This is a genomic window from Nonomuraea sp. NPDC052265, assembly GCF_044547985.1.
Lineage (GTDB): Bacteria > Actinomycetota > Actinomycetes > Streptosporangiales > Streptosporangiaceae > Nonomuraea.
The window spans coordinates 487582-513945 of sequence record NZ_JBIUBJ010000004.1 but is presented as its reverse complement, the minus strand read 5'-3'; the positions used below and the strand labels follow the sequence as shown (position 1 = coordinate 513945).

The window sequence follows — 26364 nt, the reverse complement described above, 5'->3', positions numbered from 1 at the left end:
GGCTGAAGTGATGGCTGACAAGCCCACGGACCACCATCGGGGCGTCGTCCTGCGGACCGAGCGGCTCTCCCCGCACATGATCCGCGTCGTCGTCGGCGGCGACGGCCTGCGCGACTTCGCCTGCCGCGGCCTCACCGACCATTACGTCAAGCTCGTCTTCCCGCACGAGGGCGTGGACTATCCCGAGCCCTTCAGCGTCAAGCACGTGCGCGAGACCATGCCGCGCGAGTTCTGGCCGCGCCTGCGCACCTACACCGTGCGCGCCTGGGACCCCGACGCCCTTGAGCTGACCCTCGACTTCGTCCATCACGGCGCCAAGGGCCTGGCGGGGCCGTGGGCCGCCGCGGCCCAGCCCGGCGACGTCGTCCTCATGCTGGGCCCCGGCGGCGGCTACGCGCCCGACCCCGAGGCCGGCTGGCACCTGCTGGCGGGCGACGAGAGCGCGCTGCCGGCCATCGCCGCCTCCCTGGAGGCGTTGCCCGACGGCGCCCTGGCCCACGTCCTGCTGGAGGTGGACGGCCCGGAGGACGAATTGAAGCTCGGCACGGCGGCCGACGCGCGGATCACCTGGGTGTACCGGGGCGAGCGGCCCGTCGGCCGGGCGCTGGTGGAGGCGGTGCGCGCGCTGGAGTTCCCCGAGGGGGACGTGCACGCGTTCGTGCACGGCGAGGCCGGTTTCGTCAAGGAGCTGCGCCGTCACCTGCGGCTGGAGCGGGGCGTCCCGATGGAGCGGCTGTCCATCTCCGGCTACTGGCGCATCGGCGTGGACGACGAGGCATGGCGGGCGGTCAAGAACGACTGGAACCGCGAGGTCGAGGCCGACGAGGCCCGCGCCCTGGCCTCCTGACCCCTCCACCGGCGAAAGCTCGCCCACCACAAAAAGCCACTACAGAACGTTCCATCCCAGCTCTTACTCACCCTCTGGGCACGAACGTCTTACCTCCGATACCCCTTATGCAAGACGTGCGGAAAGGGCCCCCGGATCCCGCCACAGTGTGCCTTGCCGTGTCCCACACAGGAGAGGCGAGACCCGGATGGCGCGTGGTGCGAGCGACATGCCTCCCGGCGTACGACCGCTCACGGTGGGCGACCCGGTCGTCATCGGCCGGTACCTTCTCCTCGGCCGCCTGGGGGCGGGCGGGATGGGAGTGGTGTACCTGGCCGAACACCCGCGAGGGGGCCTGGTCGCGCTCAAGACGCCGCACCCGGTACATCTCCACGATGCCACGTTGCGGGCGCGTTTCGCCGAGGAAGTGGCTTTCTCGCGGAGACTGGTGCCCTTCTGCACCGCCGCCGTCATCGAGGACGGCACCGACGACGGCACCGGCACCGGCACCGGCACCGGCACCGGCAACGGCACCGGCACCGGCAACGGCACCGGCACCGGCACCGGCACCGGCAACGGCACCGGCACCGGCACCGGCAACGGCACCGGCAATGGGCGCCCGTACCTGGTCACCGAGTACATCCCGGGGCCCGCGCTGTCGCAGGTGGTCAAGGCCGCCGGAGCGCTCACACCCGACCTCGCCTACGGCGTGGCCCTCGGGGTGGCCGCCGCGCTCGTCGCGGTGCACGAGGCCGGTCTGGTGCACCGCGACCTCAAGCCCGGCAACGTGCTGCTGTCGCCCAGGGGGCCGCGGGTCATCGACCTCGGCATCGCCCGCGACGTGGACACCCTCGCCGCCCACACCCAGGCCGGCCAGGTCATGGGCAGCCCCGGCTGGGTGGCGCCCGAGCGGCTGACCGGCGGCCCGGCCCTGCCGGCCTCCGACGTGTTCGCGTGGGGCTGCCTGGTGGCCTTCGCCGCCGGCGGCCACCACCCGTTCGGCGGCGGCGAGACGGACGTGCTCACCCGGCGCATCCTGTTCGACCCGCCGCGCCTGGACGGCGTGCCCGCCCTGCTACGCCCGGCCGTGCAGGCGGCGCTGGCCAAGGCCCCCGGCTCCCGTCCCCGGTCGGCCGACCTGCTGCGGGCGCTGCTGGCGGCCGGCGGCGTGGGCGATCCGTGGGACCTGCGCCAGGCGGTGCGCGACGTGCTGGACGGAAGCTGGGCCGAGGTGCCGTACCCGGTGGGCGGCGGCGCGGACCGTCCCGCCACCCCGGCGGGGGAGCAGGCCGGGCGCAGGAGCAGGGCGAAGGCCGGGGCGCACCTGTCGCACGCCGGCTTCGCGGCGCTGGCCACCGTCTCCATCGCGGCGGTCACCGTGATCGCCGCCTCGGGCGGGGACGCCCAGAGCCTCGGCGGCGGCTCGCTGCTGCCCGATCCCGCGGTCGTGCAGCCGGACGTCAGCGCCCACTCCACCGAGCGGCCCACGACGACCCCCGCGGCCGCCCGGCCGCCCGTCCACGTGGCGCCTCCGGCGAGCGCGCCCACGCCCGTGGTGTCCGTCACGCGTGCCCGTACGCCGGGCGGGCACTTCACGATCCTCACCCCGGAGCCCCACCGGCGGCGCGAGGACTCCCGCCCCTCCGGCACGTCCGGACCGGGCGATCCGGGCGGGGAGGAGTCCGGTCCCTGCGCCGCCCCGGCCGGTCGCCGCCGCGGGGCCGGGGCCCACCGCGACTGCCCGCACCCGTCGGGCTCGATCAGCACGATCCCCCAGGACGGCCCCGGCGAGTCGCCCGACCCCACCGTCTCGGACCCGGCCACCCCGACGGCCACCGGAGCGTCCTGAGCGCGCATGCCTCATGATCGAGGTGAGTGGGTGAGGTGTGGTCCCTCGCCCGCACCCGAGAGCGAGGCCGTACATGAGCTACTACGACATAGAGGGCAATCTCATCAGCCCGGCGCGGGCGCAGGAGCTGCTGGCCGACCGCGCCGGGCGGACGATCGGCGACGACCGCGTCGGCACCGCGGCGGGAACGTTCCGCGTCCGCACCCTGCACCTGGTGCTCGACCAGGCCGACGGCGGGACGGTGCCGCTGCTGTTCGAGTCGACCGTACGCCTGTCGCCGCCCGGCGCCGATCCGGGGACGGGCGGCGAGGAGGTGCTGAGCCTGCACTGGTCCACCAGGCAGCAGGCCGAGGACGCGCACGCCCAGCTCGTCCGCGACATCACCGAGCGGCAGGACCTGCCGTCCTGGGCCCGGGAGGGCGGCTGACCGCGCGGCGGGGCCGGGGTGGGAGCGGCGGGCATGAAAAGGGGCCGCGCCGGGCTGGGGGAGCCGGCGCGGCCCTTCGCCGGGGGAACCATCCCATGCCCTGGAGGTGGCCGGCGAGATCGTGGGATCAGTGGTGGAACTGCTCCTCCTCGGTGGAGCCCTTGAGCGCGGTCGTCGAGGAGTCGGGCGCGACGGCCGTGCTGACCAGGTCGAAGTAGCCGGTGCCGACCTCGCGCTGGTGCCTGGTCGCGGTGTAGCCGCGGGCCTCGGCGGCGAACTCGGCCTCCTGGAGCTCGACGTACGACGTCATGCCGTCGGTGGCGTACCCCTGGGCGAGGTCGAACATCGAGTAGTTCAGCGAGTGGAACCCGGCCAGCGTGATGAACTGGAACTTGTACCCCATGTGCCCCAGCTCGCGCTGGAACTTGGCGATCGTGGAGTCGTCCAGGTGCTTCTTCCAGTTGAACGACGGCGAGCAGTTGTAGGCCAGCATCTGGTCCGGGTGGCGGGCCTTGATCGCCTCGGCGAACTCGCGGGCCACGTCCAGGTCCGGCGTGCCGGTCTCCATCCACAGCAGGTCGGAGTACGGCGCGTAGGCCAGGCCGCGGGCGATGCAGGCGGCCACGCCGTTGCGCACCCGGTAGAAGCCCTCGGCGGTGCGCTCGCCGGTGGTGAACGCCTGGTCGCGCGCGTCCACGTCACTGGTCAGGAGCGTCGCGGCCTGTGCGTCGGTCCGCGCGACGATCAGTGAGGGGACGCCGCACACGTCGGCGGCCAGCCGCGCGGCGTTGAGCGTCTTGATGTGCTGGCCGGTCGGGACCAGCACCTTGCCGCCCAGGTGGCCGCACTTCTTTTCGGAGGCGAGCTGGTCCTCCCAGTGCACGCCCGCGGCGCCGGCCGCGATCATGCCCTTCATCAGCTCGAACGCGTTCAGCACGCCGCCGAACCCGGCCTCGGCGTCGGCCACGATCGGCGCCAGCCAGTGCGGCGCGTCCGGCACGCCCTCCGACCAGGTGATCTGGTCGGCGCGCAGCAGCGCGTTGTTGATCCGGCGCACGACGGCGGGCACGGAGTTGGCCGGGTAGAGGCTCTGGTCCGGGTACGTCTGGCCGCCGAGGTTGGCGTCCGCGGCCACCTGCCAGCCGGACAGGTAGATCGCCTTCAGCCCGGCCTTCACCTGCTGGACGGCCTGGTTGCCGGTCAGCGCGCCGAGGGCGTTGACGTAGTCCTCGGTGTGCAGCAGGTCCCAGAGCCGCTCGGCGCCGAGCCGGGCCAGCGTGTGCTCCTCCTGGACGCTTCCCCGCAACCGGACCACGTCCTGCGCGCTGTAGGTGCGCTCGACGCCCGCCCAGCGAGGGTCGTTCTCCCACTTGTCCTGCAGCTGCTCCGCAGCTCCCTTGAGGCGATCGTTCATCGTTCGCTCCTTTGTCGTCCCCTGGGGCTCACGTCGATCATCTGCCCTGAGACCTGATGTCAATAGGCCCCACCAGAGAGAAGAACGTCCAAAGTTTCCAGCATGTGCATTACTCGTGGGTATTCAGATGAGAAGAAATCGCAAGTTTTCCTGTTGGACTAGACCAATCGCTCTCCCGAACCGCACGCGGCTCTCGCGTGCCCCTGCGGCACGCCCTGAGTGCCCAAAGGCTAGAAAATGGGCCGAATTTCTGTCTAAGATGCCTGTATGGCGTCCCTGCTAGGCGAAGAACCGCTGTCTTTGACGCAGGAGCTCGATCTGATCGCGTTCGGCCAGCGTCTGCGCCACCTGCGCAAACAGCGCGGCCTCACCCTGTCGGACCTGGGCTCGCGCGTCAGCAGGGCGCCCAGCCAGCTGTCGCTGCTCGAGAACGGCAAGCGCGAGCCCAAGCTCTCGCTGCTCAAGTCCCTGGCGACCGCGCTGGGCGTCCCCGTCGAGGAGCTGCTGCGCCGCCAGCCGCCCAACCGGCGTGCCCAGCTCGAAATAGCGCTGGAGGAGGCGCAGCGCGACCCCATCTACGCCGGTCTCGGCCTGCCCCGGCTCAAGGTCTCCGCGCGCGTGCCCAACGACGTGCTCGAACACCTGCTCGGCCTGTATGGCGAGCTGCGCGCCCGGCAGGCCCGCGGCACCGCCACGCCCGAGGAGGCCAGGGCAGCCAACGCCGAGCTGCGGCGCAGGCAGCGGGAGGTGGGCAACTACTTCCCCGACATCGAGAAGGCCGCCGCCGAGGCGCTCGACGCCGTCGGCTACCGCACCGGCGCCCTGTCCCAGAGCACGATCCAGGGCCTGGTCACGCACTTCGGCTACACCGTGCACACCGCCCAGGACCTGCCGCGCTCGGTGCGTTCCATCACCGACCTACGCAACCGGCGCATCTACGTCAAGCACGAGCAGCTCGGCATGCACACCCCGCGTACGATCCTGCTCCAGACGCTCGGCCACCTCGCGCTCGGCCACGGCAAGCCGCGCGACTTCGCCGACTTCCTGCGCCAGCGCACCGAGGCCAACTACTTCGCCGCCGCCGTGCTCGTGCCCGAGCGGGCCGCTGCCCTCTACCTCCAGGAGGCCAAGGCGGCGCGGGCGCTGTCGGTGGAGGACCTGCGCGACGTGTTCGCGGTGTCGTACGAGATGGCCGCCCACCGCTTCACCAACCTGGCCACCCACCACCTGGGCCTCGTCTGCCACTTCGTGCGCAACGACGCCGGCGGCACCATCTACAAGGCGTACGAGAACGACGGCATCGTCTTCCCCGCCGACGAGCAGGGGGCCATCGAGGGGCAGCGGATGTGCCTGCAATGGTCGGGGCGGCAGGTGTTCGCCTCCCCCGACCGGTTCTCGGTGTTCTACCAGTATTCCGACTCGCCCACCGGTACCTATTTCTGCGTCGCCCACGTCGATCCCTCGCGGGAACGGGACTTCGCCATCACGCTGGGGGTGCCGTACCGGGAGTCGCGGTGGTTCCGGGGCCGCGAGACCACCAACCGCACCAAGTCCGGGTGTCCCAACGGCGACTGCTGCCGCCGTCCGCCCACTGAGCTGGCCGAACGCTGGGAGGGGTACGCCTGGCCCTCCGCGCGGGCCAATTCCCACATCCTGGCCGCCCTGCCGCCCGGGTCGTTCCCGGGCGTGGACGAGGCGGACGTCTATACCTTCCTGGAGCGCCACGCGACCCTCGCATAAGCTGACATGCGGGGGAACGGGGGGAGGTGTCGCACATGCTGCCTGATGTGCGGAAATGGTGGCATCGCCGAACGTCGTGCGCAGCGGATTGGCCGCTGCCCGACCTCGTGGCGGCCAAGCGGGGCACCACGGTGAGCGTGGTCCTCCCGGCCCGCGACGAACGGGAGACCGTGGGCGAGATCGTCCAGGTGATCCGGCGCGAGCTGGACGGCCTCGTGGACGAGATCGTCGTCATCGACTCGTGCTCGGTCGACGACACCGCGCGCGTCGCGGCGCGGGCCGGGGCCGCCGTGCACGCCCAACGGGACATCCTGCCCGAGCTCGCGCCGCTGGAGGGCAAGGGCGAGGCGTTGTGGAAGTCGCTGGCGGTCACCTCCGGCGACGTGGTGGCCTTCGCCGACGCCGACATCAGGAACTTCCGCGCCTCGCTCGTCGCCGGGCTGCTCGGCCCGCTGCTCACCGATCCCACGGTCGCCTACGCCAAGGGCTGCTACGACCGTCCGCTGAACGGCGCCCCCACCGGCGGGGGCCGCGTCACCGAGCTGGTCGCCCGTCCGCTGATCAACCTGCACTGGCCCGAACTGGCCGGGTTCGTGCAGCCGCTCGCCGGCGAGTACGCCGGCCGCCGCTCGGCCCTGGAACGCGTGCCGTTCCTCACCGGGTACGGGGTGGAGCTGGGCCTGCTCATCGACCTGCTGGATCTGGCCGGGCTCGACGGCCTGGCCCAGGTGGACCTGGGCTCGCGCGAGCACGCGCCGCAGTCGACGGAGGCGCTCGGCGGGATGGCGGCCCAGATCATGCTGGCCGCCTGGTCGCGGCTGCGGCGCCAGGGGAAGATCGAGGGCCGTCATGTGCCGGCGGTGGAGCTGGCCCAGTTCCGCCGGTGCGAGGGCGGGCACGACGTGCTGACCCGCCAGGTCGGCATCGGCGAACGCCCCCCGATGCTCACCCTGCCCGCCGTCCCCGACCCGCCGCGCCCACCCCGCCCGTGATCGGTCCTCGTTCGTGAGGGGGCGTTCGGGCGGCAGGTCCTACTTGAGGGCCGCGGTCACGAAGGCGCTGATCTGGTCGCGCATGGCGTCGTGGTCCTCGGCGGCGTCGCCCAGGATGATCCGCCCGAGCTGCGGCATCATCGCCGGGAACAGGGCGAGCCCGGTCAGCGTGAACAGCGTGCGCGCCGTCGCCTTCGAGGGCTCCTCGCCACGCCCCTCGGCCAGCGACGCCGCCTTGCGCGCGCACCGCTCGACCCTGGCCTCCTGGCCGGGCAGCAGCTCCTGGCCGCGGTAGTTGAGCGCCTCCCACATCAGCAGCCGCACCAGGTCGGGGTGGCGCCGGTAGTAGTCGGTCAGCCGGGCCACGTAGTCGACGGGGTCGGCGCCGGGCAGGGCGATCTGCGACGTCAGGTCGTCGAGCGCCTCGTTGATGACGGCGTCGAACAACTTCTCCTTGTTGCCGAAATGCCCGTAGATGCGCTCTTTGTTGACGCCGGCGCGCTCCGCGATGCGATCCACGCGCGCCCCCGCCACGCCGTACGCGGCGAACTCCTCGCGGGCGGCCTCCAGCAGGGCGGCCCGGGTGGCGGCGGTCGAGACCTTGGGTGACATGCCTCCATTCTGCCACGAACAACTAGTTGGTTGAAAACCAACTAACTAGTTGACGTCCAACTGGTTGGTTGGCTACCGTCCTCTGCCATGGCACTGACTCTCCCTCGTACGAAGGCCGCCCCGGCCGTCCGTACCGATTACGCCCGCTTCGGCCGCACCCTGTTGGCGTTCACCCTCACCGCGGTCCTGTGCAGCGGGCAGTTGTACCTCGTGATCCCCCTGCTGCACGACATGGCGACCGGCTGGCACACCTCACCCGGCGGCCTGACCTGGCTGGTCACGGCGTTCGGCGCCGGCTACGGCGTCGGCTTCCTGGTGTTCGGCCCGCTGTCCGACCGGTACGGCCGCCGCCGCCTGCTGATGGCCGGCCTTCCCCTTGCCGCCCTGACCAGCGCGCTGGTGGCGTTGAGCCCGAACCCCGAGGTGGCCCTCGTGTTGCGCGCCCTGCAGGGGGTGGCCGTGGCGATGTTCCCGCCCGCGGGCATGGCCTACCTGGCAGAACGCCTTGAGCCGGGCCGCCGGGTGATCGCCATCGCCGCGGTGACCGGCGCCTTCCTCGCCTCGGCCGTGGCGTTGCAGGTCGCCGCGCAGGTCCTGGTCGAGACGATCGGCTGGCGGGGGCTGTTCCTGCTGTCGGCCGCCGGGTTCGCCCTCGCCGGGCTCGGCCTGCGCGCCGTCATGCTGCCCGACCTGCCGCGCGGGGCGGCCGGCTCGCTGCTGTCGGCCTACCGGGCGGTGCCCGGCCTGCTGTTCGACCGGGTGCTCGGGCTGCGGTACGTGGCCACGGTGATGCTGATGGCCGGGTTCGTCGCCGTCTACACCGGGTTGCAGATCTACGGCGGCACGTCACCCGCCGACCTGCTCACGCTGCGCGCCTCCGGACTGCCCTCGATCGTGTTGATGCCGGTGCTCATGCCGTGGCTGGCCCGGATCCCCGCCACGGCCAGGGCCGGCGCGTTCCTGGCCGTGGGCGCGCTCGCTCTGGCGGCCGTCGCGTTCACCGGAGCCGGCGCGCTCGGGCTGGTGCTCCTGCTCGCCGTCTACGTCGCTGCCATCACCGGCGGCCTGCCCAGCATGAACGAGGCCATCTCCGCCCAGGCCGGACCGGCCCGCGGCACGGCGCTCGCCCTGTTCTCCTTCGCCCTCGCCGTCGGCGGCAGCGTCGGCCCGCAGCTCGCCGCCGCCTTCGGCGGGTTCACCCCGCTGGTGTACGGCCTGGCGATCGGCATGGGCGTCGCGGCCCTGGCCGTCCTCGCCTCCGCCCGCCGCCCGGCCCCCGCCGGACACTGACCGACCCTCGCCGCCCGGCCCCGGCCCGACGCTGACCCGCCTCCGCCGCCCGGCTCCGGCCGGGCACGGCCGGGCACGGCCGGGCACGGTCAGGCACGGTCAGGCACGGTCAGGGGATCGTGACCAGCCCGCCGAGAGACAGATCGGGGCGATCGACATGCACATCGGGCAGCAGCCACGACGTGTCGATCGCCACCGCGTCGTCGAGCGCCCGCGCCAAGGGGTTGAGCGCGCCGAGCAGCGACTCGCAGCCGCCGTCCATCGAGCGGGCCAGCGAGCACAGCCACATCGCGACGTCGTCGGTCTGGCCGTTGAGGTTGAACCGGGCCCGGAACGTCGCGCTCACGGGGTCGTAGGCGTTGTTCGCGTTGTTGAGGGCGAGTGGCGCGGTGTCGAGGAACGTCCCGATGGAGGCGCGCTGGCGTACCAGCAGAGTGGTGAGGTGGGCGAGATCGCGGGTGTTGGCGGCGATCTCACCCCTGTTGTCCTCGACGAAGTCCGCGACCTGCGTGAGCGTGGAGGACAACTCGCGCAGCACCGCGCGCAGCTCCTCGCGCTCGCCGTCGAGCTGTGCCGACACGCCCGCCAGGTCCTTCATGAACGCCCGGATCCGCGCGTCGTCGCGGGCCATCGCGCCGGTGATCGTGGCGAGATCGCGCACCGTACGGGCCAGGTCGTCACCGTCTCCAGCCAGCACGGAGGCCGCGTCGGACAGGCCGCGCACGGTGGCCCCCACCGTCTCGCCCTGCCCGCCGAACGTGCCCGCCGAGACCCGCAACAACCGCGCCAGCGCGCCGCGTTCGCCCGCCCTGGGCCCGCCCGCCACGCCGGGCCCCGGCGAACCCGGCGGGGCGAGGGCCGCGGCGAGCTGGTCGTAGCCGCGTAACGCCTCGTCGATCTCGACCGGTGAGCGGGTCTCGCGCAGCGTGCCGCCGTCGTGGAGCGCGGGACCTCCCCGGTACGGCGGCGTGAGCTGCACGAACCGGTCGGCGATCAGCGACCGCGCGACGATGACCGCCTGCGCGTCGGCGGGGACCTCGCGCCCGGCGTCGAGGGCCAGCTCGACCCGGACCTTGGCGCCCGCCGGGGTGACCGAGCCGACCCGGCCGACCCGCACCCCGAGCACCCGTACGTCGGAGCCCGGATACAGCCCCACGGCGGCGTCGAAATAGGCGATGACCCGGACGTCGGAGACCGGCCTGAGCAGCAGATACCCCGCCGCCAGCGCGAGGGCGGCGACAAGTGCGGCGAGCCGGCGATCCATCGGCCTTCCTCGATCGAGATGGGCGGTCGGTGACTGAAACATTACCGTGCGTTGCCGAACCCTCGCACCTTCCGGCCGGGCCCTACCGGCCGGTAGGTTGTTACCCACGGTAACAACGGAACGGCCAGGGAGTGGACGTGATGACCGGGTTCTGTCCGGAGCTCAGTGACGACGTGATCGAGGTGCGCGACTGGGTTCACGCGTTCGCCCGCGACGTGATCCGCCCCGCGGGCGCCGAATGGGACGAACGCGAGGAGACCCCCTGGCCCGTGATCCAGGAGGCCGCCAAGATCGGCCTGTACTCGCTGGACTTCTTCGCCACCCAATGGTTCGAGCAGAGCGGCCTGGCGCTGCCGGTGGCGTTCGAGGAGATCTTCTGGGGGGACGCCGGCATCGGCCTGTCCATCGTCGGCACCGGCCTGGCCGCCGCCGCGCTGTCCGCGAACGGCACCCCGGAGCAGATGGGGGAGTGGCTGCCCCAGATGTTCGGCACGGAGAACGACGTGAAGCTCGGGGCCTTCTGCGCCTCCGAGCCCGACGCCGGCTCCGACATCGGCGCCATCCGCACCCGGGCCGTCCACGACAACGGCGACTGGGTGCTGAACGGCGTCAAGACCTGGGCCACGAACGGCGGCATCGCCGACGTCCACGTGGTCGTCGCCTCGGTGGACCCGTCCCTGGGCACCCGGGGGCAGGCGAGCTTCGTCATCCCGCCCGGCACGCCCGGCCTGTCGATGGGGCAGAAGTTCCGCAAGCACGGCATCCGTGCCTCGCACACCGCCGAGGTGATCCTGGAGGACGTACGCGTGCCGGGATCGTGCCTGCTGGGCGGCAAGGAGAAGCTGGACGCCCGCCTGGTCAAGGTCCGCAACGGCGAGCGCGCCGGCGGGCAGGCCGCGATGCGCACGTTCGAGACCACCCGCCCGTCGGTGGCCGCGATGGCCGTCGGCATCGCCCGCGCGGGCTTCGAGTACGCCAGGGACTACGCCCGCGAACGCGAGCAGTTCGGCCGCCGGATCGGCGACAACCAGGCGATCGCGTTCCTGCTCGCCGACATGGCGACCCGCGTCGACGTGGCCCGCCTGCTGACCTGGCGAGCCGCCTGGATGGCCCGCAACGGCAGGCCGTTCGAGCAGGCCGAGGGGTCGATGTCGAAGCTGGTGGCGGGGGAGACCGCGGTGTGGGTGACCGAACAGGCGATCCAGATCCTCGGCGGCGCCGGCTACACCCGGGAACACCCGGTGGAACGGTTCCACCGCGATGCCAAGATCTACACCATTTTCGAGGGGACGAGCGAGATTCAGCGGCTCATCATCGGCCGCGCGGTCACCGGCCTGCCCGTCCGCTGAGGACGATCGTGTGTCGTGGGGGGTGGCGTGACTCCGGAATGGTCATCGCCACCCATCTTCAGCCTGAGTTCGCCATTCGCGTGCTGAACGCGGCGACTACTTGAGGAACTGGAAGATGAACGGCGCGACCAGGCCGATCAGGGCCAGAGCCTCGGTGAGGACGAAACCGAGAAGAATGTTCTGGCGGATCAGCGGATACGCCTCGGGCTGGCGGGCGATGGCCTGCACGCCCTGGCCGAAGATGATGCCGACCCCGACGCCGGGGCCTATCGCGGCGAGACCGTAACCGATGGCGGTGATGTTGCCGGAGACTTGAGCGAGTACTTCCATTGCGCCGCCTTTCTGGCGTCCGATGAAGCCGGGAATCCCTGCTTCTGCTGGTATTTCAGCGGGTGGACGCGAGAAAGAAAATATGGCGTTTCTCTAATTTCTTCGCAGAATGATCGTTGATCAAGGTGCTGGACAAATGGATCTAAATGGTTAAGGGTCTTTCCGTGCGCCCGTCGCGGGCGCACGGAAAGGGCGGTCAGCGGGTCTCCCTGCCCTCGACGGTCGCCTTGGGCGCGGTCGTCGCGGTGCGGGCCCCGGCGGCCGGCCGGGCGGTGTCGGGGCCGGGCAGGTCGCGGCTGTAGGCGTAGACGACGGCCGCCGTGGCGACCGCGCCCGTGTTCAGCGCGAGCGCCTTGTCGTTGATGTTGGCGGTGGTGTCGCAGGCCTGGTGGTAGCAGGGGTCGTAGGGCTGTCCGGCAGTGCCGCCGAAGATCGCGGCCTCCTCGGGCGTCTTGATGCCCTCGGCGCCGGTGAACACGCCGCCGGAGGGGATGCCGGCCTCGATGAACGGGCCGTAGTCGGAGCGGCCGTCGAAGTCGGTGCCGTTGTGTCCCTGGTGCAGGAGGTCGAAGTACTTCTCGTAGAGCTTCTCGATCTCGTCCGACCCGGGCGGGCCCGCGGGGGCGCCGACGCCGTCGGAGTCGTCGCCGTCGTAGATCTTGAAGGCGTAGTTGGTGGAGCCGAGCATGTCGTAGTCGAGGAAGAGCTTGACCTTGGACAGTTCGGCCGCGGGCAGGGTCTCCACGTAGTGGATCGAGCCGAGCAGGCCCAGCTCCTCGGCGCTCCACCAGGCGAAACGCAGCCGGTTGCGGGTCGGGATCCTGCCCAGGGCCTCGGCGACGGCGAGCGTGGCGGCGGTGCCGGAGCCGTCGTCGTTGATGCCGGGCCCGGCCGGGACGGAGTCGAGGTGGGCGCCGGACATGACGACCTTGTTCGGGTCGCCCCACTTGGAGTCGGCGATGACGTTGTAGGTGGTGCGCAGCTCGCTGACCGTGTCGGTCTTGAGGTGCACCACGGTGGCGGCCGAGGCCAGTTCCTGGCCCACGTCGAAGCTGGTGCCCACCACGGGGATGGTGACGGGCGAGCCGAGGTTCCCGCGCAGGGTCGCGGTACGGCCCGGCTGGCCCTCGTTGAAGACGATCACCGCCACCGCCCCGGCGGCCTGGGCGTTGGTCGCCTTGACCACGAAGTCGCAGGTGCCGCGCTGCAGCAGCGCGATGTTGCCCGGCGTGAACCCGGCGAAGTCGGCGGCCTCGCACCCGGAGTTGGAGGTGCTGGGCGCCGGGCCGGGCGGAAGGACGAGGTCGACGTTCTGCAGGGGCGCCGTGACCTCGCCGGTCCCGGAGTACGTCATGGTGGCGAACTCGCCGACGGTGGAGCCGTCGGGCGGGGTCGGCGTGAAGACGCGCGGGCTGGGGGAGACGCGCTCCATGAGCGCCGTGGACTTCTCCTCGAAGTACGCGATGTCGAACGGCTGGAGCGTGACGTTGTAACCGGCCTTCTTGAGCTTGCCGGCGACGTAGTCGCGCGAGGCGAGGTGGCCGCTGGTGCCGGCGGCGCGGTTGCCGTTGTTGGCGTCGGCGATGTTCTGTAAGGCTTGCAGGTGTTTCTTCACCGCGGGAGCGGTGACCGATTCGATCAGCTTCTTCTCGGCCGGACCAGGCGCGGGTTCCGCCCGGGCCGCGGCCGGAAGGAGAGCCAGAGGCAGGGACAGTGCCGCGGCCGTCGCGAGGACGCGGAAGGTGCCTCTGCGCAGGGTGATGCGCATACAAGCTCCTCGAACTCAGATGAACAGGTGTCTTCCCCGATTCAGCGGCCCAGGAGAATACATAAGCCGACAAATCCACCCGTGGGAAGAATCTGGGTCGTCCAATGTTGGACAGGTGAGTCGTGGGAACGGGCGGGGGTGCCGCCCGCTACCAGCCCAGCTCGTCGCAGCCCTGGTGGTCGACCGGCTCCACCTGCAGCGTGGCGTGCGCGATGTGGTGGCGCTGCCGCAGCACGTCGCGGGCCCGGTCCAGGACGGCGTGGTTGTCGCCGGGCTCGGCGGTGACCAGGTGCGCGGTGGCCACGTTCATGCCGGAGGTGAGCGTCCACAGGTGCAGGTCGTGCACGTTGTGCACGCCCTCGATGGCGGCCAGGTCGGCGGCCACGGCGGCGGCGTCGACGCCCTCGGGCACGTGCTGCCCCAGGACGGCGAAGACCTGGCGCCCCAGCGAGACGGCGCGGACGGCCACGAACACGCCGATGGCCAGCGCGACGACGGTGTCCCAGAACGCCTGCCCGGTGGTGGCCACCAGCCAGCCGGCCACGATGACGCCCACCGAGCCGGCGGTGTCGGCCACGACCTTCAGGTAGGCGCCCTTGACGTTGAGGCTCTCGCTCGCGCCCGAGCGCAGCAGGAGCAGGGCGACGAGGTTCACCACGAGGCCGACGGAGCCGACGACGAGCATCGGGCCGGAGGAGACCTCGGCGCTCCCGCCGATGCGGCCGACGGCCTCGATCACGACGTACAGGGCGACGCCGAGCATCAGCACGACGGCCAGCAGTGAGGCGAACACCTCGGCCCGGTAGGAGCCGTAGCTGCGCCGGCCGGTGGTGTCGGGGCGGCCGGCGATCCGGGTGGCGACCAGCGCCGCGCCCAGGGTGACGACGTCGGCCGCCATGTGGCCGGCGTCCGACAGCAGCGCCAGCGACCCGGAGAACACGCCGTAGCCCAGCTCGACCAGGAAGAACGCGCCGATCAGGACGAAGGAGACCGCCAGCCGCCAGCGGTGCCGGGCCCCGGCGTGCCCCTGGGTCCGCCCGTGCCCGTGCCCGTGCCCCTGTCCGGCGCCCATCACGAGGTCCCGTCGCGTTCGGGGTGGATGGCCTCGGTGTGCTCGGTGTGGGCCAGCGCCAGGTCCAGCAGCATCCGTACGTGCGGATCCTCCAGCCTGTAGTACGCCATCCGGCCCGAACGGCGGGCGGCCACGATGCGGTGCGCGCGCAGCAGGCGCAGCGCGTGGGAGACCGCCGACTCGCTCTGCCCGGTCACCGCCGCCAGGTCGCACACGCACAACTCGCCGTCCAGCAGGGCGACCAGCAGCTTCAGCCGGTTCGGATCCGACAGCAGCCCGAAGACGTCGGCGGTGTCGGCCAGGTCCTCGGCGGCGGGCATGCGCTCGTGCACGGCCGCGACGCGGTCGGCGTCGACCACCTTGACCGCGCATCCGTCCACGGCCGACACGTGGCCATCTGAAGAACTGTTCATATGTCTAAACTTAGCCGGACATGTCGGTGATCTGTCAAGCGGGCTCAGGCCCGCAGTCGCGGGGTCAGCTTCTTCAGCGCCGCCGCCAGCCGGTCCACCTGCGCCGACGAGGTGTACAGGGCCGGGGTGACGCGGACGGCGTCGCCGCCGGCCATGCCCGTCCGGGCGACCGTGTAGAGGCCGTAGGTGTCCAGCAGGGTGGCGGCGATGGCCTCGTTGTCGGCGGTGGAGGTGCGGCCGGCGATGCGGAAGGCGGTGATCGCGCCGTACATGCCGGGTTCGTCCGGGGTGAGGATCTGCATGCCGGGCAGGTCGCGGACCTGGCTCACCCAGCGGTCGCGCAGATGCCGCAGCCGGGCCTGCTTGGCGGGGGCGCCGAGCCGCTGGTGGAAGTCCAGGGCGTCGGGGACGGTGAGCGGCGCCGCGACGTCCATGGTGCCCGAGTGCACCCGCGAGCGGATGTCGCCGGCCGGGTAGCTCTCGTCGGCGAAGACGGGCTCGATGTCGGCCAGCCGTTCCCGGCGGATGTAGAGGAACCCGGTGCCGAGCGGCGCGCCGATCCACTTGTGCAGCGAGAACGCGGCGAAGTCGGCGCCGAGGCCGGGCAGGGTGAAGTCGAGCTGCCCCCAGGAGTGGGCGGCGTCCACGACGACGTCCACGCCGCGCTCGCGGGCCATGGCGACGATCTCGCGTACCGGCAGGACCAGGCCCGTGCGGTTGTTCATGTGCGACAGCAGGAGCAGCCGGGCCCTGGGGTTGGCGCGCAGCGCCCGCTCGTACGCCTCCAGCGCCGCCTGCCGGGTGGCGGGCTCGGGCAGCACGAACCGGGCGACCGTGGCCTCACGCCGCCCGGCCAGCCAGTTCATGGTGTGCTGGGCGGCGGGATAGTCCAGGTCGGCGTAGAGCACGGCGTCGCCCGGCCGCAGCCGCCGGTAGCCGGAGATGAGGTTCTGCAGCGCCTCGGTGCCGCCCCGGGTGAGCGCGATCTCCTCACGGGTGACGTCCAGCAGCTCGGCGATCCGGTCGCGCACCTCGTCCGACCTGGCCTTGTACGCCGTGCGCAGCAGGTGGGAGTTGCGGGCGTTGAGCTCGTCGACGTTGCGGTGGTAGGCGCGCCGGACCGGCTCGGGCATGACCCCGTAGTAGCCGTTCTCCAGGTTGACGAAGTCGCCGCTGACCCGGAACTGCCCGGCCACCCCCGCCCAGAAGCGTTCGTCGCGGGCCGGCCCCGAGGCGTCGGCGGCGGCGGCCGGGAGCGCGGCCAGCGCGCCGACCCCGGCGATGACCGCGCGTCTGGACAGGGCCATGACACACCCTCCAAGGTCGGGCGGCGCGGAATCGGGGCCGCGCCGGCGAATGCCAGTGTCGCGGAGATGTCGCCGTGCGGCGGGGACGGCTCGCCGTTGTGCCCGTCATCCGAAGGAAATGCCGATAAGGAAGATCGTGGGTGCCGGAGGTAATTCGCGGCGCCGATTCCCGTGCGCCGGGGATTTCTTTACGTCAACCTTGGCCTTTTCCCGGCGAGCCGCGCCGCGTGGCGGGCATGATCTGCGGTGATGCTCACGATCAGGTCAGCTCACGCACGCCGCCCGCCCGCCCCGGGGGCCGGCCGGTGGCTGACGTCCGCGGTGCTGGCCCTGGCCATGCTGATCACCGTCGTGTTCGCGCACGGCGGCGCGTGCGCGGCCGTCGAGCTGTCCGAGCGGGCCCAGGGCGGCCCCGCGCCGGCCCTCCAGGGCGCACACCTCGACGTGCACCGGCACGTCAGACGGCTGTCCGGGCGGATGCCGGTGCAGGACGCCGGGTGCCTCCACGGCGAGCTGCCCCTGGGCCACCTGCACGGCACCGAGCGGGAGTGCTCGGCGACCGCAGCCTCGGGGCCGGCCGTGGCGGCCGTCCCCTCGCTCGCCGCCGTGCCCGCGGCCGTCGTGGCGGTGCCCGTACGGGCGGTGCCGCGGGCCGCTCCGCGGGAGTCCGCGTCGGGTCCGGCATATCTCCGCGTGATGCGCATATAGGACGCGCGCCTTTCGTCGCCGTCCATTTCCATCGCGCCGTCGACGCGGTTTTCGTGCCGCGCGTGCGCCGTTCGTCTCGGGGATATCAACCAATGTCGTACGACACTTTGTCGCGCCCTGACATTCTGCCCGCCATTGGAAATTCGGGTATTTGTGTCACCGTCGGAAACACACCACTGGCGTTCGTCGCCGCGCCGTTCGTCGCGGACGGCGGCGGCTTCTGGGCCAAGCTGGAGGGCTTCAACCCGGGCGGCATCAAGGACCGCCCCGCCCTGCACATGGTCCGCCAGGCCCGCGCCCGGGGCGAGCTGGCCCCCGGCGCGACGATCGTCGAGTCCACCAGCGGCACCCTCGGCCTCGGGCTGGCCCTGGCCGGGATCACCTTCGGCCACCCGGTCGTCCTGGTCGCCGACCCCGGCATGGAACCGCTCATGCAGCGGCTGCTGGTCTCCTACGGCGTACGGCTGGAGATCGTGCCCGAGCCGCATCCCGCCGGCGGCTGGCAGCGGGCCCGCCGCGACCGGGTCGAGGAGCTGCTGGCCGAGCTGCCCGGCTCCTACTGCCCCGACCAGTACAACAACCCCGACAACGTGGCCGCCTACGCCGGGCTGGCCGGCGAGCTGTTGTCCCAGCTCCCGCACATCGACACGCTGGTCTGCTCCGTCGGCACCGGCGGGCACAGCGCGGGCATCAGCCGCGAGCTCCGCCGCCACCTGCCCCGGCTGCGGCTGGTCGGCGTGGACACCGTCGGCTCGACCATCTTCGGCCAGCCCGACCGCCGTCGCCTGATGCGCGGCCTGGGCTCCAGCATCCATCCCGGCAACGTCGCCTACGACGCCTTCGACGAGGTCCACTGGGTGAGCGCCGCCGAGGCGGTGTGGGCCTGCCGCACCCTGGCCGCCCAGCACTACGTCTCCGGCGGCTGGAGCACGGGAGCCGTCAGCCTGGTGGCCCGCTGGCTGGCCGGACGCGCCGGGCCGGGCGGCTGCGTCGTCGCCGTCTTCCCCGACGGGCCCTGGCGCTACTGGAACACCGTCTTCGACGACGGCTACTGCCGCGCCCACGACCTGCTCGGCGTGACCCCGGCCGACGAGCCCGACGAGCTGGAGCGCCCCTCCGAGCGCGAGGTGCGCCGCTGGACCCGCTGCGCGGCCGTCAGCGACCCGCTGGCAGGCGCACGGTGAAGGCCACGCTGGCGCAGTTCCGCTCCTTCGACCGGCCGATCCGGCTGCTGCAGATCAACCAGGCGGGCATCAACATCGGCTTCTACATGCTGATGCCCTACCTCGCCCAGCACCTGTCGGCCGGCGCGGGGCTCGCGGCCTGGACGATCGGGCTCATCCTCGGCCTGCGCAACGCCAGCCAGCAGGGCATGTTCCTGATCGGCGGCACGCTGGCCGACCGGCTGGGGCACAAACCCATGATCATGGCGGGGTGCGCCCTGCGTACCGTGGGGTTCGCGCTGTTCGGGCTCACCACGTCCCTGCCGCTGCTGGTGGCGGCCGCGGTGATCACGGGGCTGGCGGGGGCGCTGTTCAACCCGGCAGCCCGCGCGTACCTGGCCGCCGCGGCCGGGCCGCGCAAGGTGGCCGCCTTCGCCGTGTTCAACGTGTTCTACCAGGGCGGCATCCTGCTCGGGCCGCTGCTCGGGGTGCTCCTGCTGGCGGGCGGGTTCACCGCGGTGTGCCTGGGGGCGGCGGGGATCTTCGCCGTCCTGACCGTTCTGCAGGGGTTCTACCTGCCGTCGCGGCCCCGGGAGCCGGGTCAGGTGCGGCAGCCGGTGCTGCGGGCCTGGCGGCAGGCGTTCGGGGACCGGGCGTTCGTCTCGTTCTCGGTGTCGATGATCGCTTCGTACGCGCTGTCGTACCAGCTGTACCTCGCACTGCCGCTGGCGGTGCAGCGGGCCGGCGGCGGCCAGTGGGCGGTGACCGCCCTGTACGCGGTGTCGGCGCTGCTCGGCATCGCCGGACAGGTACGCCTGACCGCCTGGTGCGGCGAACGGTGGAGCCGCGGCCAGGCGATCACCCGCGGGCTGGCCCTCATGGGGGCGGCCTTCCTGCCCATGGTCGCGACGGCGCAGCTCCGCCTGCCGCCGGCGGCGACGCTGGCGGCCGCGGTGCTGTGCGCGCTGCTGCTCGGCGCGGGGACGCTGGTGGCCTTCCCGTTCGAGATGGCCACCATCGCAGACATGGCGGGCGAGGAGCTGGTCGGCACCTACTACGGCCTGTACAACCTGGCCTCAGGCGCCGGGATCCTCGCCGGGAACCTGCTGTCGGGCGCCCTGCTGGACGTCGCCGCCGACGCGGGCTGGGCGGGCCTGCCCTGGTTGTCGCTGACGTTCGCGGGGCTGGCCTCGGCCCTGGCGGTGGCACGCCTGGAACACCGCCAGGCCCTCCGGCCGCGCGTGTCTGCGGCCCTGGCCACCTAGACGCGCCCTCAGCCCGGTCAGGACGTGGGGCCGGTGTCCCCGGAGCCGCGCCTGCGGCGGCCGGCCACGACGGTCGCGGCTCCGCCCGCCACCAGCGCCGCCGCGGCCACCCACAACCAGCCGGGCACGCCGCCCGAACCCGTTCCGGCCTCGGCCTGGGCGACCGGCGACGACGAGGCCGCCTGCGTGGTGGCCGCGGACGGGTTCTCGGACGGGGTCTCGGACGGGGTCTCGGACGGGGTCTCGGACGGGGTCTCGGACGGGCTGTCCGACGGGGCCGGGGTGGCTTCCGCCGGTGCCTCGGCCGGGGTGGCCGGGGCGGTGACGGTGAAGCGCAGCTCGCCCGCGATCGGGTGGCCGTCGGAGGAGACCACCCGCCAGGCCAGCCGGTACCGGCCGGGCTCCAGCGGCGCGTCAGGCTCGGCCTTCACCGTGACCCCCTGGGCGCGCGGCTTGCCCAGAGGCAGGTTCTCGCCCGCCGGGCCGTCGAGCACGAGGGTCGGCATGGTCATGCGGGAGGTGAACTCCAGCTCGATGCTCTCCACCCGCGCGACCTTGGCGCCGTCGGCGGGGGAACTGCTCTTCAGCCGGTCATGGGCCAGCGCGGCGGGCGCGGTGGCCAACAGCAGCAGGACGGCGCCGCCGACGGCGACACCGGCACGACAGGCCGCCCGGAACGGACGGCGTACGGAAGGAAGGGAATGGGTCACTGCGAACTCCGAGGATCCTGGATCCGGCTCGACCGCCGGATGGACATGCGGTCCGGCGCGCGACGGGACGGAGGACGTACCGCGACGGCGCCGGCTGGGTCGTCTACCTGCCGGAAGGCACGCGGGACCCGCCGCACGACGGGAACGTCGGCGGCTGGGAGGTCAGGCGTGCGGGGCCTCGCGGGGTGGCCCGCGCCGGGAGAGCACCGGAGCCAGCAGCAGCGCCCCATGCCCCGCCACGGGGGGCCAGAGCGGGCACGCGCGGGCGGGCCCGGCCGGCGGCGGAGCCGGGACGGACAACCAGGCGCACAGCGCGGTCCAGAGCCGGGCCAGCCGGACCGTGCTCAAGCGCAGCAACGCCGCCAGCGCCGCGTCCCCGCGGGCCAGCCACCAGCTCGACGAGACCGCCACCGCCAGGTGGATCACCACCATCCCCGAGGAGCCGTGCCCGTGGGCGAGGGCCCCGGCGGACGATCCGGCGGACGATCCGGCGGACGGGGGCAAGGAGGCGTCGAGCAGGTGGCTCGGGCCGTACCGGGCGGACTCGGAGGCGTCGAAGAGCTCGTGGAGGCCGTACTGGGCGGCCACGCACATGGCCAGCAGGGGCGGCCATCCCCGGGGGCGGGAACCGGCGGCGTAGGCGGCCGCGAAGGTCGCCGCGACGGCCAGGGTGAGCGGGCCGGGCGCGATCGCCGTGCCGCCGACCAGCGTGTGCAGGGCCGCCGAGGCCAGGACGCACACGGCCGTGAACACCGCGGCGCGAAGCGCGCGGACCACGGGACGGGCGACCTGCATCCGGCCATCGTGCCAGAGCCGGGCAGGGGCGTCATCCGCGTCCTTGCGCAACATGCGGTCACTGTCAGTGGTGCTGCGGGGTTTCCAGCTCGCCGCCCAGACGGCCGCGCAGCTGTTCCAGTACGCCGGCCGCGGCCACGACCACCCAGCGGTCGCCGACCAGGTAGGCGCCGCCGTACGCCTGGGCGATGTCGAGCCAGTCTCGTTTGCCCTTGTCTGTGCTGAAGGTCACGATCGTCAGGCGGCCCTGGGGAGTGTCGCAGGCTGCCTGACGTAGTTCGTCGGCGTCCGTCTGCAGCTTGCCTCCGGGGCAGCCGAGCAGGGTGGTGAGCTGTTCCATGCCGGCGCCGGACAGCTTCGGCGCGACGGCGGGGGCGGGGGCGGGAGCGGCGCCGTGGTGGTGGGCCGCCTGTCGTAAGGGGACGGGTGCGGTCGCGCACCCTGCCAGCAGGGCCAGGCCCAGGGCCGCGACGATCGTCAGCCGCGAGGGATGGGCGGGTGCTTCGGGGGGCGTGGACATGAGGTCAGTGTGTCTCCGGAGCGTCGATCGCGGAGGGTCAGGGGGTGGGGACGGGGGAGGGGGGCGGGGGTTCGGGGAGTTGGTTGTGGTCGACCAGGCCGGTCGATTCCAGGTACGTCATGTGGCGCATGACGAAGTTGATGCCTTCCTGGGCGAACTTGCGGATCTTGTCGTTCCGGGTCCCGGCGCGTACGAGGGCCAGAGTGCTGAAGACCTTGCCGTGGGCGGCGCGCAGCAGGTTCGCGTAGTCCTGGTCGAAGGCGGGGCCGCTCTCGGCCGCGAGCTGGGCCAGCCAGCGCTGCTGGTCGGGGTTGGGCTCGTCGGGCAGGGCGACGCCGAGTTCGGCGGCGGTGTCGCGGGTCAGCTGGTCCAGCTTCTGGTGCTCGCCCATGATCTGCTTGCCGACCTGCTTGACGCGCTGCGACTGGGCGCGGGTGGCGGCGTACTCGCCCGCGGGCATCTCCCACAGGCCCGCCTGCCGCACCTTGATCAGCAGGTCGATGTCGGCGGCCGAGAGGGGGCCCGAGGGTGTGCGGGTCCGTTGGGCGTCCGCGGGGTCGATCGAGGGGGGCAGGATCAGCAGGATCGTCGCCGCGGCCGCCGCGACGAAGCCGCCGAGCATGAACATCTCACCGCGCAAGAGCCTCTGCATGCTGGAAGGTACGCGGGGGCGCCGGGTCCGGTTCAACGAATCGGAGAGCGATCGACGGGATTTCCGACATACCCCCTCTGGGTATAGAGTGCCGACTCATGAGACGTCTTGCGCCGCTTGCTCCGGAGAAGGCCCCTGAGAAGTCCCGTCAGATCCTGGACGACCTCGCCGCCAGGCACGGCGGGGTGGGGGACATGGTGTCCACGATGGCCCACTCGCCCGCGTTGCTCCAGGGTTACCTGGACTTCTCCCGGGCGATGAAGCGGGTGAAGCTCCCGCGCTCGCTCAGCGAGAAGATCTCCCTGGCCGTGCAGGAGTGGATCGGCTGCGGCACGTGCCTGGCCGCGCACACCGAGGGGGCGCTGGCCGCGGGGCTGAGCGAGGCCGACGTCGCGCTGGCCCGCCAGGGCACCTCGGCCGACGCGCGTGAGGCCGCCCTGATCGCGGTGGCGGTACGCGTGCTGGTGGAGCCGTCGTCCATCACCGACGAGGAGGTGGCGGAGTTGCGGGCCCTCGGCTGGAGCGACCGGGTGATCGCCGAGGTCGTCGGCCTGGTCTCGCTCAACCTGCTGACCGGCGCGTTCAACCTGCTCGTGGGGAACCAGCCGGAGGAGTCGTAGATCAGGACGGCGGGGTCCGCCGGGCGGTGCCGAGCGAGGCGGCGGTGAGCCGGGGCCGCGGGGTACGGTGGGGTGAGCCGGAAGCCGGGGCGGCCGGTCATGTGGTGACCCGCTCGTGGGGCGGCCGCTCGTGATGTACTGGCTCATGGCGATCGGCGTGCGCCGGGACCCCCGTCCCCGCACGCCCCTGGCGACGGCTGGAGGACGACATGACGGTGCGCGAACCGGCGGCATCCCGGCAGCATCACCGGGCCCACGCCGACGCGGTCGACGCCTTCATCGCCGCGGCCAACTCCGACGACCCCGACCACCGTTCGGCGCTGCTCAGCCGGGCCCTCACCGCCGACGTGGTGTTCTGGGGTCCGCTCGGCCGCGGGTCCGGCCGGGGCGCGGTGGCCGACTTCGTCACCGAGGTGGTGCAGGGCTACCGGGACGGCGGGTGCCGCATGGTCCGCACGACGTCCGTCGACGCGCCGCACGAGTGGGCCCGGTTCGGCTGGCGCTTCGAGGGGCCCGACGGCGCCACCGTCCTGTCGGGCACCGACATGGTCCACCTCACCGCCGCCGGCGACATCGACGAGATCGTGGTCTTCGCCGGTCCGCTGCACTGACCCCCGCCCCACCGTCCCCACCGGGCCAGGACCTTAGCCCCTGCGCCTCCGGGACGTTCGCCGCTGCCGCCGCGGGCCCCGCGGAAGGGACCGTGGAGGCAGGGAAAGCGAGGTGGCGATCATGTCGATCGAGGTCAAGGACGTCATGGGACGCGTGGCGATCGCGGTGCTGGAGCACGCGTCGTTCGCCGACATCGTGGCGGCGATGAAGCGGTACGCGGTGGGCGCGGTCACCGTGATCGACGCCGACCGGCGGCCGGTGGGCGTGGTGTCGGAGGACGATCTGCTGCTCAAGGAGACCGGCCACGCCCGGCACGCCGTCTCCGTCCTCGACTCGCGCGCGCGGCGGCAGGAGCACCGCAAGGCCGCCGCCGTCATCGCCGCGGAGCTGATGACGTCGCCGGCGGTCACGGTCACCCCCGGCATGCCGGTGCGCGAGGCGGCCAGGATCATGCACGCCCGCCGGGTCAGGCAGCTCCCGGTGATCGACCCGGTCACCGGCCGCGTCGTCGGCACCCTGCACCAGCGCGACGTGCTGCGCGTCTTCACGCGCCCGGCCACCGAGCTGGAGGCGGACGTCTGGGCCGTGCTCCCGCAGGACGGGACGTTCTCGGTCGGGATCGACGCCGGCGTGGTCACGATCGCCGGCCGGGTGGCGTCCAGGTCGCGGGCGGCCGCGCTGGCGGAGGCGGTCCGGGCGGTGGAGGGCGTCGTCGACGTCGTCACCGAGCTCGACTGCGAGCAGGACGACCTGTTCACCGTCCCGCCGCTGCTGTAGAGGCGGCGTTCCGCGGCCCGGCGGGCTGATTCCGGCGGCGAGGGCACATGCTGGGACACTGAACGGTATGTCGGAAAGTGAGCAGCGTAGCCTGATGCCCCAGATGCGGCTCGACGAGCTGCTGGCCGAACTGCAGACGAGGCTCAACGCCGTCCTCGCCACCCGCGACCGGGTGCACGCGCTGCTGGAAGCCGTCGTGTCCGTGGGCAGCGACCTCGACCTGGAGACCGTCCTGCGGCGGATCGTGGAGACGGCGACCAAGCTGGTGGACGCTGGCTACGGCGCGCTCGGCGTGGTCGGCGAGGAGCAGACGCTCGTCCAGTTCATCCCGGTGGGGCTGAGCGAGGAGGAGATCGCCGCGATCGAGCACTGGCCCCACGGGCTCGGCCTGCTCGGCCTGCTGATCAAGGACGCCCGCCCGCTCCGGCTGGGCCGCATCTCCGACCACCCCGAGTCGTACGGCTTCCCGCCCGGCCACCCGCCCATGGGCACCTTCCTCGGCGTCCCGGTACGCGTGCGCGACGAGGTCTTCGGCAATCTCTACCTGACCGAGAAACGCGGCGGCGGCGACTTCGACGAGGAGGACGAGGCCATCGTCGTCGCGCTGGCCACCGCCGCCGGCGTCGCCGTGGAGAACGCCCGGCTGTACGAGGAGTCGCGCAGGCGCGAGACCTGGCTGAAGGCGTCCTCGGAGATCACCACCAGCCTGCTGTCCGGTGCCGGCTCCCGCGAGGTGCTCACCACCATGGCGGCGCGGGCCCGCGAGATGTGCGACGCCGACCTGGTCCAGGTGCTGCTGCCCGACCCGTCGGGCCACACGCTGACCGTCGACGTGGCCGAGGGCGACGGCGCCGCCGAGCTGCTGGGGATGGCGTTCGACGTCTCGGCCACCCTGGCGGGGGAGGTGTTCACGCACGCCGAGCCCAGGTCCGAGCGGGACCTGCCGGGCGCGCCCTACCCCGGCTCGCCGCTGCGGCGGCTGGGCTACGGGCCGGGCCTGATGGTCCCGCTGGGCGCCGCGCCCCGCGTACGGGGGGTGCTCATGCTGGCCAAGTGCGGCGGGCGGCTGCCGTTCAGCGGGGCCGACCAGCAGATGCTGGAGTCGTTCGCGGGGCAGGCCGCGATCGCGCTGGAGCTGGCCGAGGCCCGCCGCGACGCCGAACGGCTCGGCCTGCTGGAGGACCGCGACCGCATCGCCAAGGACCTGCACGACGTGGTCATCCAGCGGCTGTTCGCGACGGCGATGACGCTGATGAGCACCGTACGGCTGGTCGAGCGGCCGGAGGCGGGCAAGCGGCTCCAGCACGCCATCGACGAGCTGGACGAGACGATCCGGCAGATCCGCTCGTCCATCTTCGCCCTCCAGGCGCCGCGCGAGGACACCGCGCCGAGCCTGCGCACGCGGATCGTCGACCTGGTGGAGGGGGCCGGCGCGCACCTGGGGTTCATGCCGGGCCTGCGCATGGAGGGCCAGATCGACACCCTGGTCCCCGACCCGGTGGCCGGGCACCTGCTGGCCGTCCTGCGCGAGGCGCTGTCCAACGTGGTACGCCACTCCCACGCCACCCGGGCCGAGGTCTCCGTCGAGGTGGCCGGCGGCCGGCTCACCCTCGTCGTCGGCGACAACGGCGTCGGCGTGGGCGAGGGCGGGCGCCGCAGCGGCCTGCGCAACATCGAGGAACGGGCCGCCGACCTCGGCGGGGCCGCCGAGCTGGAGACGCCGCAGGACGGCGGCACCCGCCTGCGCTGGCACGTCCCGCTGTGACGGCCACCCCAGCCCCTCGCGCGTCCTAAGTCCCGCCAGGTCGGGACCTTCGTCCATACCTCACGTCATGCCCGCTGAGCTGTGATGGGACGGCACAGCCAGGTGATCGCGGCCGCCTCCGGCC

General features: G+C 72.6%; 26 protein-coding genes. 14 read left to right on the top strand and 12 right to left on the bottom strand.

Features of this window, described 5'->3' with window-relative positions; genetic code table 11:
• Nucleotides 1-10 precede the first annotated feature (10 nt).
• The 3 genes from ACIHAD_RS15970 (at nucleotide 11) to ACIHAD_RS15960 (ending at nucleotide 3102) form a co-directional block, all read left to right on the top strand.
• Nucleotides 11-847, top strand: coding sequence for a siderophore-interacting protein (locus ACIHAD_RS15970; protein WP_397355173.1), 837 nt, complete (start codon nucleotides 11-13; stop codon nucleotides 845-847).
• Nucleotides 848-1055: 208 nt separating this feature from the next.
• Nucleotides 1056-2675, top strand: a complete 1620-nt coding sequence (locus ACIHAD_RS15965) for a protein kinase (protein ID WP_397355172.1) — start codon at nucleotides 1056-1058, stop codon at nucleotides 2673-2675.
• A gap of 73 nt (nucleotides 2676-2748) precedes the next feature.
• A complete protein-coding gene (locus ACIHAD_RS15960; RefSeq protein ID WP_397355171.1) occupies nucleotides 2749-3102 on the top strand; it encodes a hypothetical protein in 354 nt (117 codons plus the stop codon).
• 127 nt (nucleotides 3103-3229) lie between these two features.
• Here the strand turns inward: ACIHAD_RS15960 and aceA are convergent, their stop codons facing one another.
• Entirely contained in the window at nucleotides 3230-4516 is a 1287-nt protein-coding gene (aceA, locus tag ACIHAD_RS15955) for an isocitrate lyase (protein ID WP_397355170.1), read from the bottom strand.
• 300 nt (nucleotides 4517-4816) lie between these two features.
• Here aceA and ACIHAD_RS15950 point away from each other — a divergent pair, with 300 nt between their 5' ends.
• Together ACIHAD_RS15950 and ACIHAD_RS15945 are read left to right on the top strand one after the other, a co-directional pair.
• Nucleotides 4817-6256: a helix-turn-helix domain-containing protein gene (locus tag ACIHAD_RS15950; protein ID WP_397355169.1), complete on the top strand. Its 1440-nt coding sequence runs from the start codon at nucleotides 4817-4819 to the stop codon at nucleotides 6254-6256.
• 35 nt (nucleotides 6257-6291) lie between these two features.
• Nucleotides 6292-7248: a glucosyl-3-phosphoglycerate synthase gene (locus ACIHAD_RS15945; protein WP_397355168.1), complete on the top strand. Its 957-nt coding sequence runs from the start codon at nucleotides 6292-6294 to the stop codon at nucleotides 7246-7248.
• A 39-nt stretch (nucleotides 7249-7287) separates the two neighbouring features.
• On the opposite strand, the gene ACIHAD_RS15940 is transcribed toward ACIHAD_RS15945, so the two are convergent.
• Complete coding sequence (locus ACIHAD_RS15940; protein WP_397355167.1) at nucleotides 7288-7860, bottom strand: TetR/AcrR family transcriptional regulator; 573 nt, start codon at nucleotides 7858-7860, stop codon at nucleotides 7288-7290.
• Nucleotides 7861-7947: 87 nt separating this feature from the next.
• On the opposite strand from ACIHAD_RS15940, the gene ACIHAD_RS15935 reads away from it, so the two are divergent.
• Nucleotides 7948-9150 (top strand): MFS transporter, encoded by a 1203-nt coding sequence (locus tag ACIHAD_RS15935; RefSeq protein ID WP_397355166.1) that lies wholly within the window; start codon nucleotides 7948-7950, stop codon nucleotides 9148-9150.
• A gap of 109 nt (nucleotides 9151-9259) precedes the next feature.
• On the opposite strand, the gene ACIHAD_RS15930 is transcribed toward ACIHAD_RS15935, so the two are convergent.
• A complete protein-coding gene (locus tag ACIHAD_RS15930; RefSeq protein WP_397355165.1) occupies nucleotides 9260-10414 on the bottom strand; it encodes an MCE family protein in 1155 nt (384 codons plus the stop codon).
• 140 nt (nucleotides 10415-10554) lie between these two features.
• Here ACIHAD_RS15930 and ACIHAD_RS15925 point away from each other — a divergent pair, with 140 nt between their 5' ends.
• Nucleotides 10555-11763, top strand: a complete 1209-nt coding sequence (locus tag ACIHAD_RS15925; protein WP_397355382.1) for an acyl-CoA dehydrogenase family protein — start codon at nucleotides 10555-10557, stop codon at nucleotides 11761-11763.
• Between the two features lie 96 nt (nucleotides 11764-11859).
• Here ACIHAD_RS15925 and atpE read toward each other — a convergent pair whose 3' ends face one another.
• The 5 genes from atpE to ACIHAD_RS15900 form a co-directional block, all read right to left on the bottom strand.
• Nucleotides 11860-12093 carry an ATP synthase F0 subunit C gene (gene atpE, locus ACIHAD_RS15920; RefSeq protein WP_397355164.1) on the bottom strand — a complete coding sequence of 78 codons (234 nt, stop codon included), beginning with the start codon at nucleotides 12091-12093 and terminating at the stop codon, nucleotides 11860-11862.
• Nucleotides 12094-12289: 196 nt separating this feature from the next.
• On the bottom strand, nucleotides 12290-13861 hold the full coding sequence (locus ACIHAD_RS15915) for a M28 family metallopeptidase (protein WP_397355163.1): 1572 nt from the start codon (nucleotides 13859-13861) through the stop codon (nucleotides 12290-12292).
• A gap of 148 nt (nucleotides 13862-14009) precedes the next feature.
• Entirely contained in the window at nucleotides 14010-14933 is a 924-nt protein-coding gene (locus ACIHAD_RS15910) for a cation diffusion facilitator family transporter (protein WP_397355162.1), read from the bottom strand.
• The gene (locus ACIHAD_RS15905) at nucleotides 14933-15346 is read right to left on the bottom strand and encodes an ArsR/SmtB family transcription factor (RefSeq protein WP_397355161.1); all 414 of its coding nucleotides are present in this window, start codon (nucleotides 15344-15346) and stop codon (nucleotides 14933-14935) included. Before ACIHAD_RS15905 ends, ACIHAD_RS15910 begins: the two co-directional genes overlap by 1 nt.
• Before the next feature lie 44 nt (nucleotides 15347-15390).
• A complete protein-coding gene (locus ACIHAD_RS15900) occupies nucleotides 15391-16653 on the bottom strand; it encodes an aminotransferase class V-fold PLP-dependent enzyme (protein WP_397355160.1) in 1263 nt (420 codons plus the stop codon).
• Nucleotides 16654-16902: 249 nt separating this feature from the next.
• Here ACIHAD_RS15900 and ACIHAD_RS15895 point away from each other — a divergent pair, with 249 nt between their 5' ends.
• The 3 genes from ACIHAD_RS15895 to ACIHAD_RS15885 all read left to right on the top strand — a co-directional run bounded on the left by ACIHAD_RS15895 (nucleotide 16903) and on the right by ACIHAD_RS15885 (nucleotide 19789).
• Nucleotides 16903-17361, top strand: a complete 459-nt coding sequence (locus tag ACIHAD_RS15895; RefSeq protein WP_397355159.1) for a hypothetical protein — start codon at nucleotides 16903-16905, stop codon at nucleotides 17359-17361.
• 92 nt (nucleotides 17362-17453) lie between these two features.
• Nucleotides 17454-18545, top strand: coding sequence for a PLP-dependent cysteine synthase family protein (locus ACIHAD_RS15890; protein ID WP_397355158.1), 1092 nt, complete (start codon nucleotides 17454-17456; stop codon nucleotides 18543-18545).
• Nucleotides 18542-19789: an MFS transporter gene (locus ACIHAD_RS15885; protein ID WP_397355157.1), complete on the top strand. Its 1248-nt coding sequence runs from the start codon at nucleotides 18542-18544 to the stop codon at nucleotides 19787-19789. The genes ACIHAD_RS15890 and ACIHAD_RS15885 overlap by 4 nt, the downstream gene beginning before the upstream one ends.
• Before the next feature lie 17 nt (nucleotides 19790-19806).
• On the opposite strand, the gene ACIHAD_RS15880 is transcribed toward ACIHAD_RS15885, so the two are convergent.
• The 4 genes from ACIHAD_RS15880 to ACIHAD_RS15865 all read right to left on the bottom strand — a co-directional run bounded on the left by ACIHAD_RS15880 (nucleotide 19807) and on the right by ACIHAD_RS15865 (nucleotide 22466).
• Nucleotides 19807-20499: a copper resistance protein CopC gene (locus ACIHAD_RS15880; RefSeq protein ID WP_397355156.1), complete on the bottom strand. Its 693-nt coding sequence runs from the start codon at nucleotides 20497-20499 to the stop codon at nucleotides 19807-19809.
• Between the two features lie 162 nt (nucleotides 20500-20661).
• A complete protein-coding gene (locus ACIHAD_RS15875; protein ID WP_397355155.1) occupies nucleotides 20662-21348 on the bottom strand; it encodes a hypothetical protein in 687 nt (228 codons plus the stop codon).
• A 10-nt stretch (nucleotides 21349-21358) separates the two neighbouring features.
• A complete protein-coding gene (locus ACIHAD_RS15870; RefSeq protein ID WP_397355154.1) occupies nucleotides 21359-21814 on the bottom strand; it encodes a hypothetical protein in 456 nt (151 codons plus the stop codon).
• 37 nt (nucleotides 21815-21851) lie between these two features.
• Nucleotides 21852-22466 (bottom strand): DUF4142 domain-containing protein, encoded by a 615-nt coding sequence (locus ACIHAD_RS15865; protein ID WP_397355153.1) that lies wholly within the window; start codon nucleotides 22464-22466, stop codon nucleotides 21852-21854.
• A gap of 98 nt (nucleotides 22467-22564) precedes the next feature.
• Here ACIHAD_RS15865 and ACIHAD_RS15860 point away from each other — a divergent pair, with 98 nt between their 5' ends.
• The 4 genes from ACIHAD_RS15860 (at nucleotide 22565) to ACIHAD_RS15845 (ending at nucleotide 26240) form a co-directional block, all read left to right on the top strand.
• On the top strand, nucleotides 22565-23086 hold the full coding sequence (locus tag ACIHAD_RS15860; RefSeq protein ID WP_397355152.1) for a carboxymuconolactone decarboxylase family protein: 522 nt from the start codon (nucleotides 22565-22567) through the stop codon (nucleotides 23084-23086).
• A gap of 209 nt (nucleotides 23087-23295) precedes the next feature.
• Nucleotides 23296-23697 (top strand): nuclear transport factor 2 family protein, encoded by a 402-nt coding sequence (locus ACIHAD_RS15855; protein WP_397355151.1) that lies wholly within the window; start codon nucleotides 23296-23298, stop codon nucleotides 23695-23697.
• A gap of 121 nt (nucleotides 23698-23818) precedes the next feature.
• Nucleotides 23819-24475 carry a CBS domain-containing protein gene (locus ACIHAD_RS15850; RefSeq protein ID WP_397355150.1) on the top strand — a complete coding sequence of 219 codons (657 nt, stop codon included), beginning with the start codon at nucleotides 23819-23821 and terminating at the stop codon, nucleotides 24473-24475.
• Between the two features lie 94 nt (nucleotides 24476-24569).
• Complete coding sequence (locus ACIHAD_RS15845; RefSeq protein ID WP_397355149.1) at nucleotides 24570-26240, top strand: GAF domain-containing protein; 1671 nt, start codon at nucleotides 24570-24572, stop codon at nucleotides 26238-26240.
• Nucleotides 26241-26364 lie beyond the last annotated feature (124 nt).

Coding starts and splice junctions, on each gene's coding strand:
- ACIHAD_RS15970 (WP_397355173.1), top strand. CDS start 11: ATGGCTGACAAGCCCACGGACCACCATCGGGGCGTCGTCCTGCGGACC.
- ACIHAD_RS15960 (WP_397355171.1), top strand. CDS start 2,749: ATGAGCTACTACGACATAGAGGGCAATCTCATCAGCCCGGCGCGGGCG.
- ACIHAD_RS15930 (WP_397355165.1), bottom strand. CDS start 10,414: ATGGATCGCCGGCTCGCCGCACTTGTCGCCGCCCTCGCGCTGGCGGCG.
- ACIHAD_RS15865 (WP_397355153.1), bottom strand. CDS start 22,466: ATGCAGAGGCTCTTGCGCGGTGAGATGTTCATGCTCGGCGGCTTCGTC.
- ACIHAD_RS15900 (WP_397355160.1), bottom strand. CDS start 16,653: ATGGCCCTGTCCAGACGCGCGGTCATCGCCGGGGTCGGCGCGCTGGCC.
- ACIHAD_RS15910 (WP_397355162.1), bottom strand. CDS start 14,933: ATGGGCGCCGGACAGGGGCACGGGCACGGGCACGGGCGGACCCAGGGG.
- atpE (WP_397355164.1), bottom strand. CDS start 12,093: ATGGAAGTACTCGCTCAAGTCTCCGGCAACATCACCGCCATCGGTTAC.
- ACIHAD_RS15925 (WP_397355382.1), top strand. CDS start 10,555: ATGACCGGGTTCTGTCCGGAGCTCAGTGACGACGTGATCGAGGTGCGC.
- ACIHAD_RS15845 (WP_397355149.1), top strand. CDS start 24,570: ATGCCCCAGATGCGGCTCGACGAGCTGCTGGCCGAACTGCAGACGAGG.
- ACIHAD_RS15965 (WP_397355172.1), top strand. CDS start 1,056: ATGCCTCCCGGCGTACGACCGCTCACGGTGGGCGACCCGGTCGTCATC.
- ACIHAD_RS15940 (WP_397355167.1), bottom strand. CDS start 7,860: ATGTCACCCAAGGTCTCGACCGCCGCCACCCGGGCCGCCCTGCTGGAG.
- ACIHAD_RS15855 (WP_397355151.1), top strand. CDS start 23,296: ATGACGGTGCGCGAACCGGCGGCATCCCGGCAGCATCACCGGGCCCAC.
- ACIHAD_RS15860 (WP_397355152.1), top strand. CDS start 22,565: ATGAGACGTCTTGCGCCGCTTGCTCCGGAGAAGGCCCCTGAGAAGTCC.
- ACIHAD_RS15890 (WP_397355158.1), top strand. CDS start 17,454: ATGTCGTACGACACTTTGTCGCGCCCTGACATTCTGCCCGCCATTGGA.
- ACIHAD_RS15870 (WP_397355154.1), bottom strand. CDS start 21,814: ATGTCCACGCCCCCCGAAGCACCCGCCCATCCCTCGCGGCTGACGATC.
- ACIHAD_RS15945 (WP_397355168.1), top strand. CDS start 6,292: ATGCTGCCTGATGTGCGGAAATGGTGGCATCGCCGAACGTCGTGCGCA.
- ACIHAD_RS15905 (WP_397355161.1), bottom strand. CDS start 15,346: ATGAACAGTTCTTCAGATGGCCACGTGTCGGCCGTGGACGGATGCGCG.
- ACIHAD_RS15895 (WP_397355159.1), top strand. CDS start 16,903: ATGCTCACGATCAGGTCAGCTCACGCACGCCGCCCGCCCGCCCCGGGG.
- ACIHAD_RS15935 (WP_397355166.1), top strand. CDS start 7,948: ATGGCACTGACTCTCCCTCGTACGAAGGCCGCCCCGGCCGTCCGTACC.
- aceA (WP_397355170.1), bottom strand. CDS start 4,516: ATGAACGATCGCCTCAAGGGAGCTGCGGAGCAGCTGCAGGACAAGTGG.
- ACIHAD_RS15915 (WP_397355163.1), bottom strand. CDS start 13,861: ATGCGCATCACCCTGCGCAGAGGCACCTTCCGCGTCCTCGCGACGGCC.
- ACIHAD_RS15875 (WP_397355155.1), bottom strand. CDS start 21,348: ATGTTGCGCAAGGACGCGGATGACGCCCCTGCCCGGCTCTGGCACGAT.
- ACIHAD_RS15850 (WP_397355150.1), top strand. CDS start 23,819: ATGTCGATCGAGGTCAAGGACGTCATGGGACGCGTGGCGATCGCGGTG.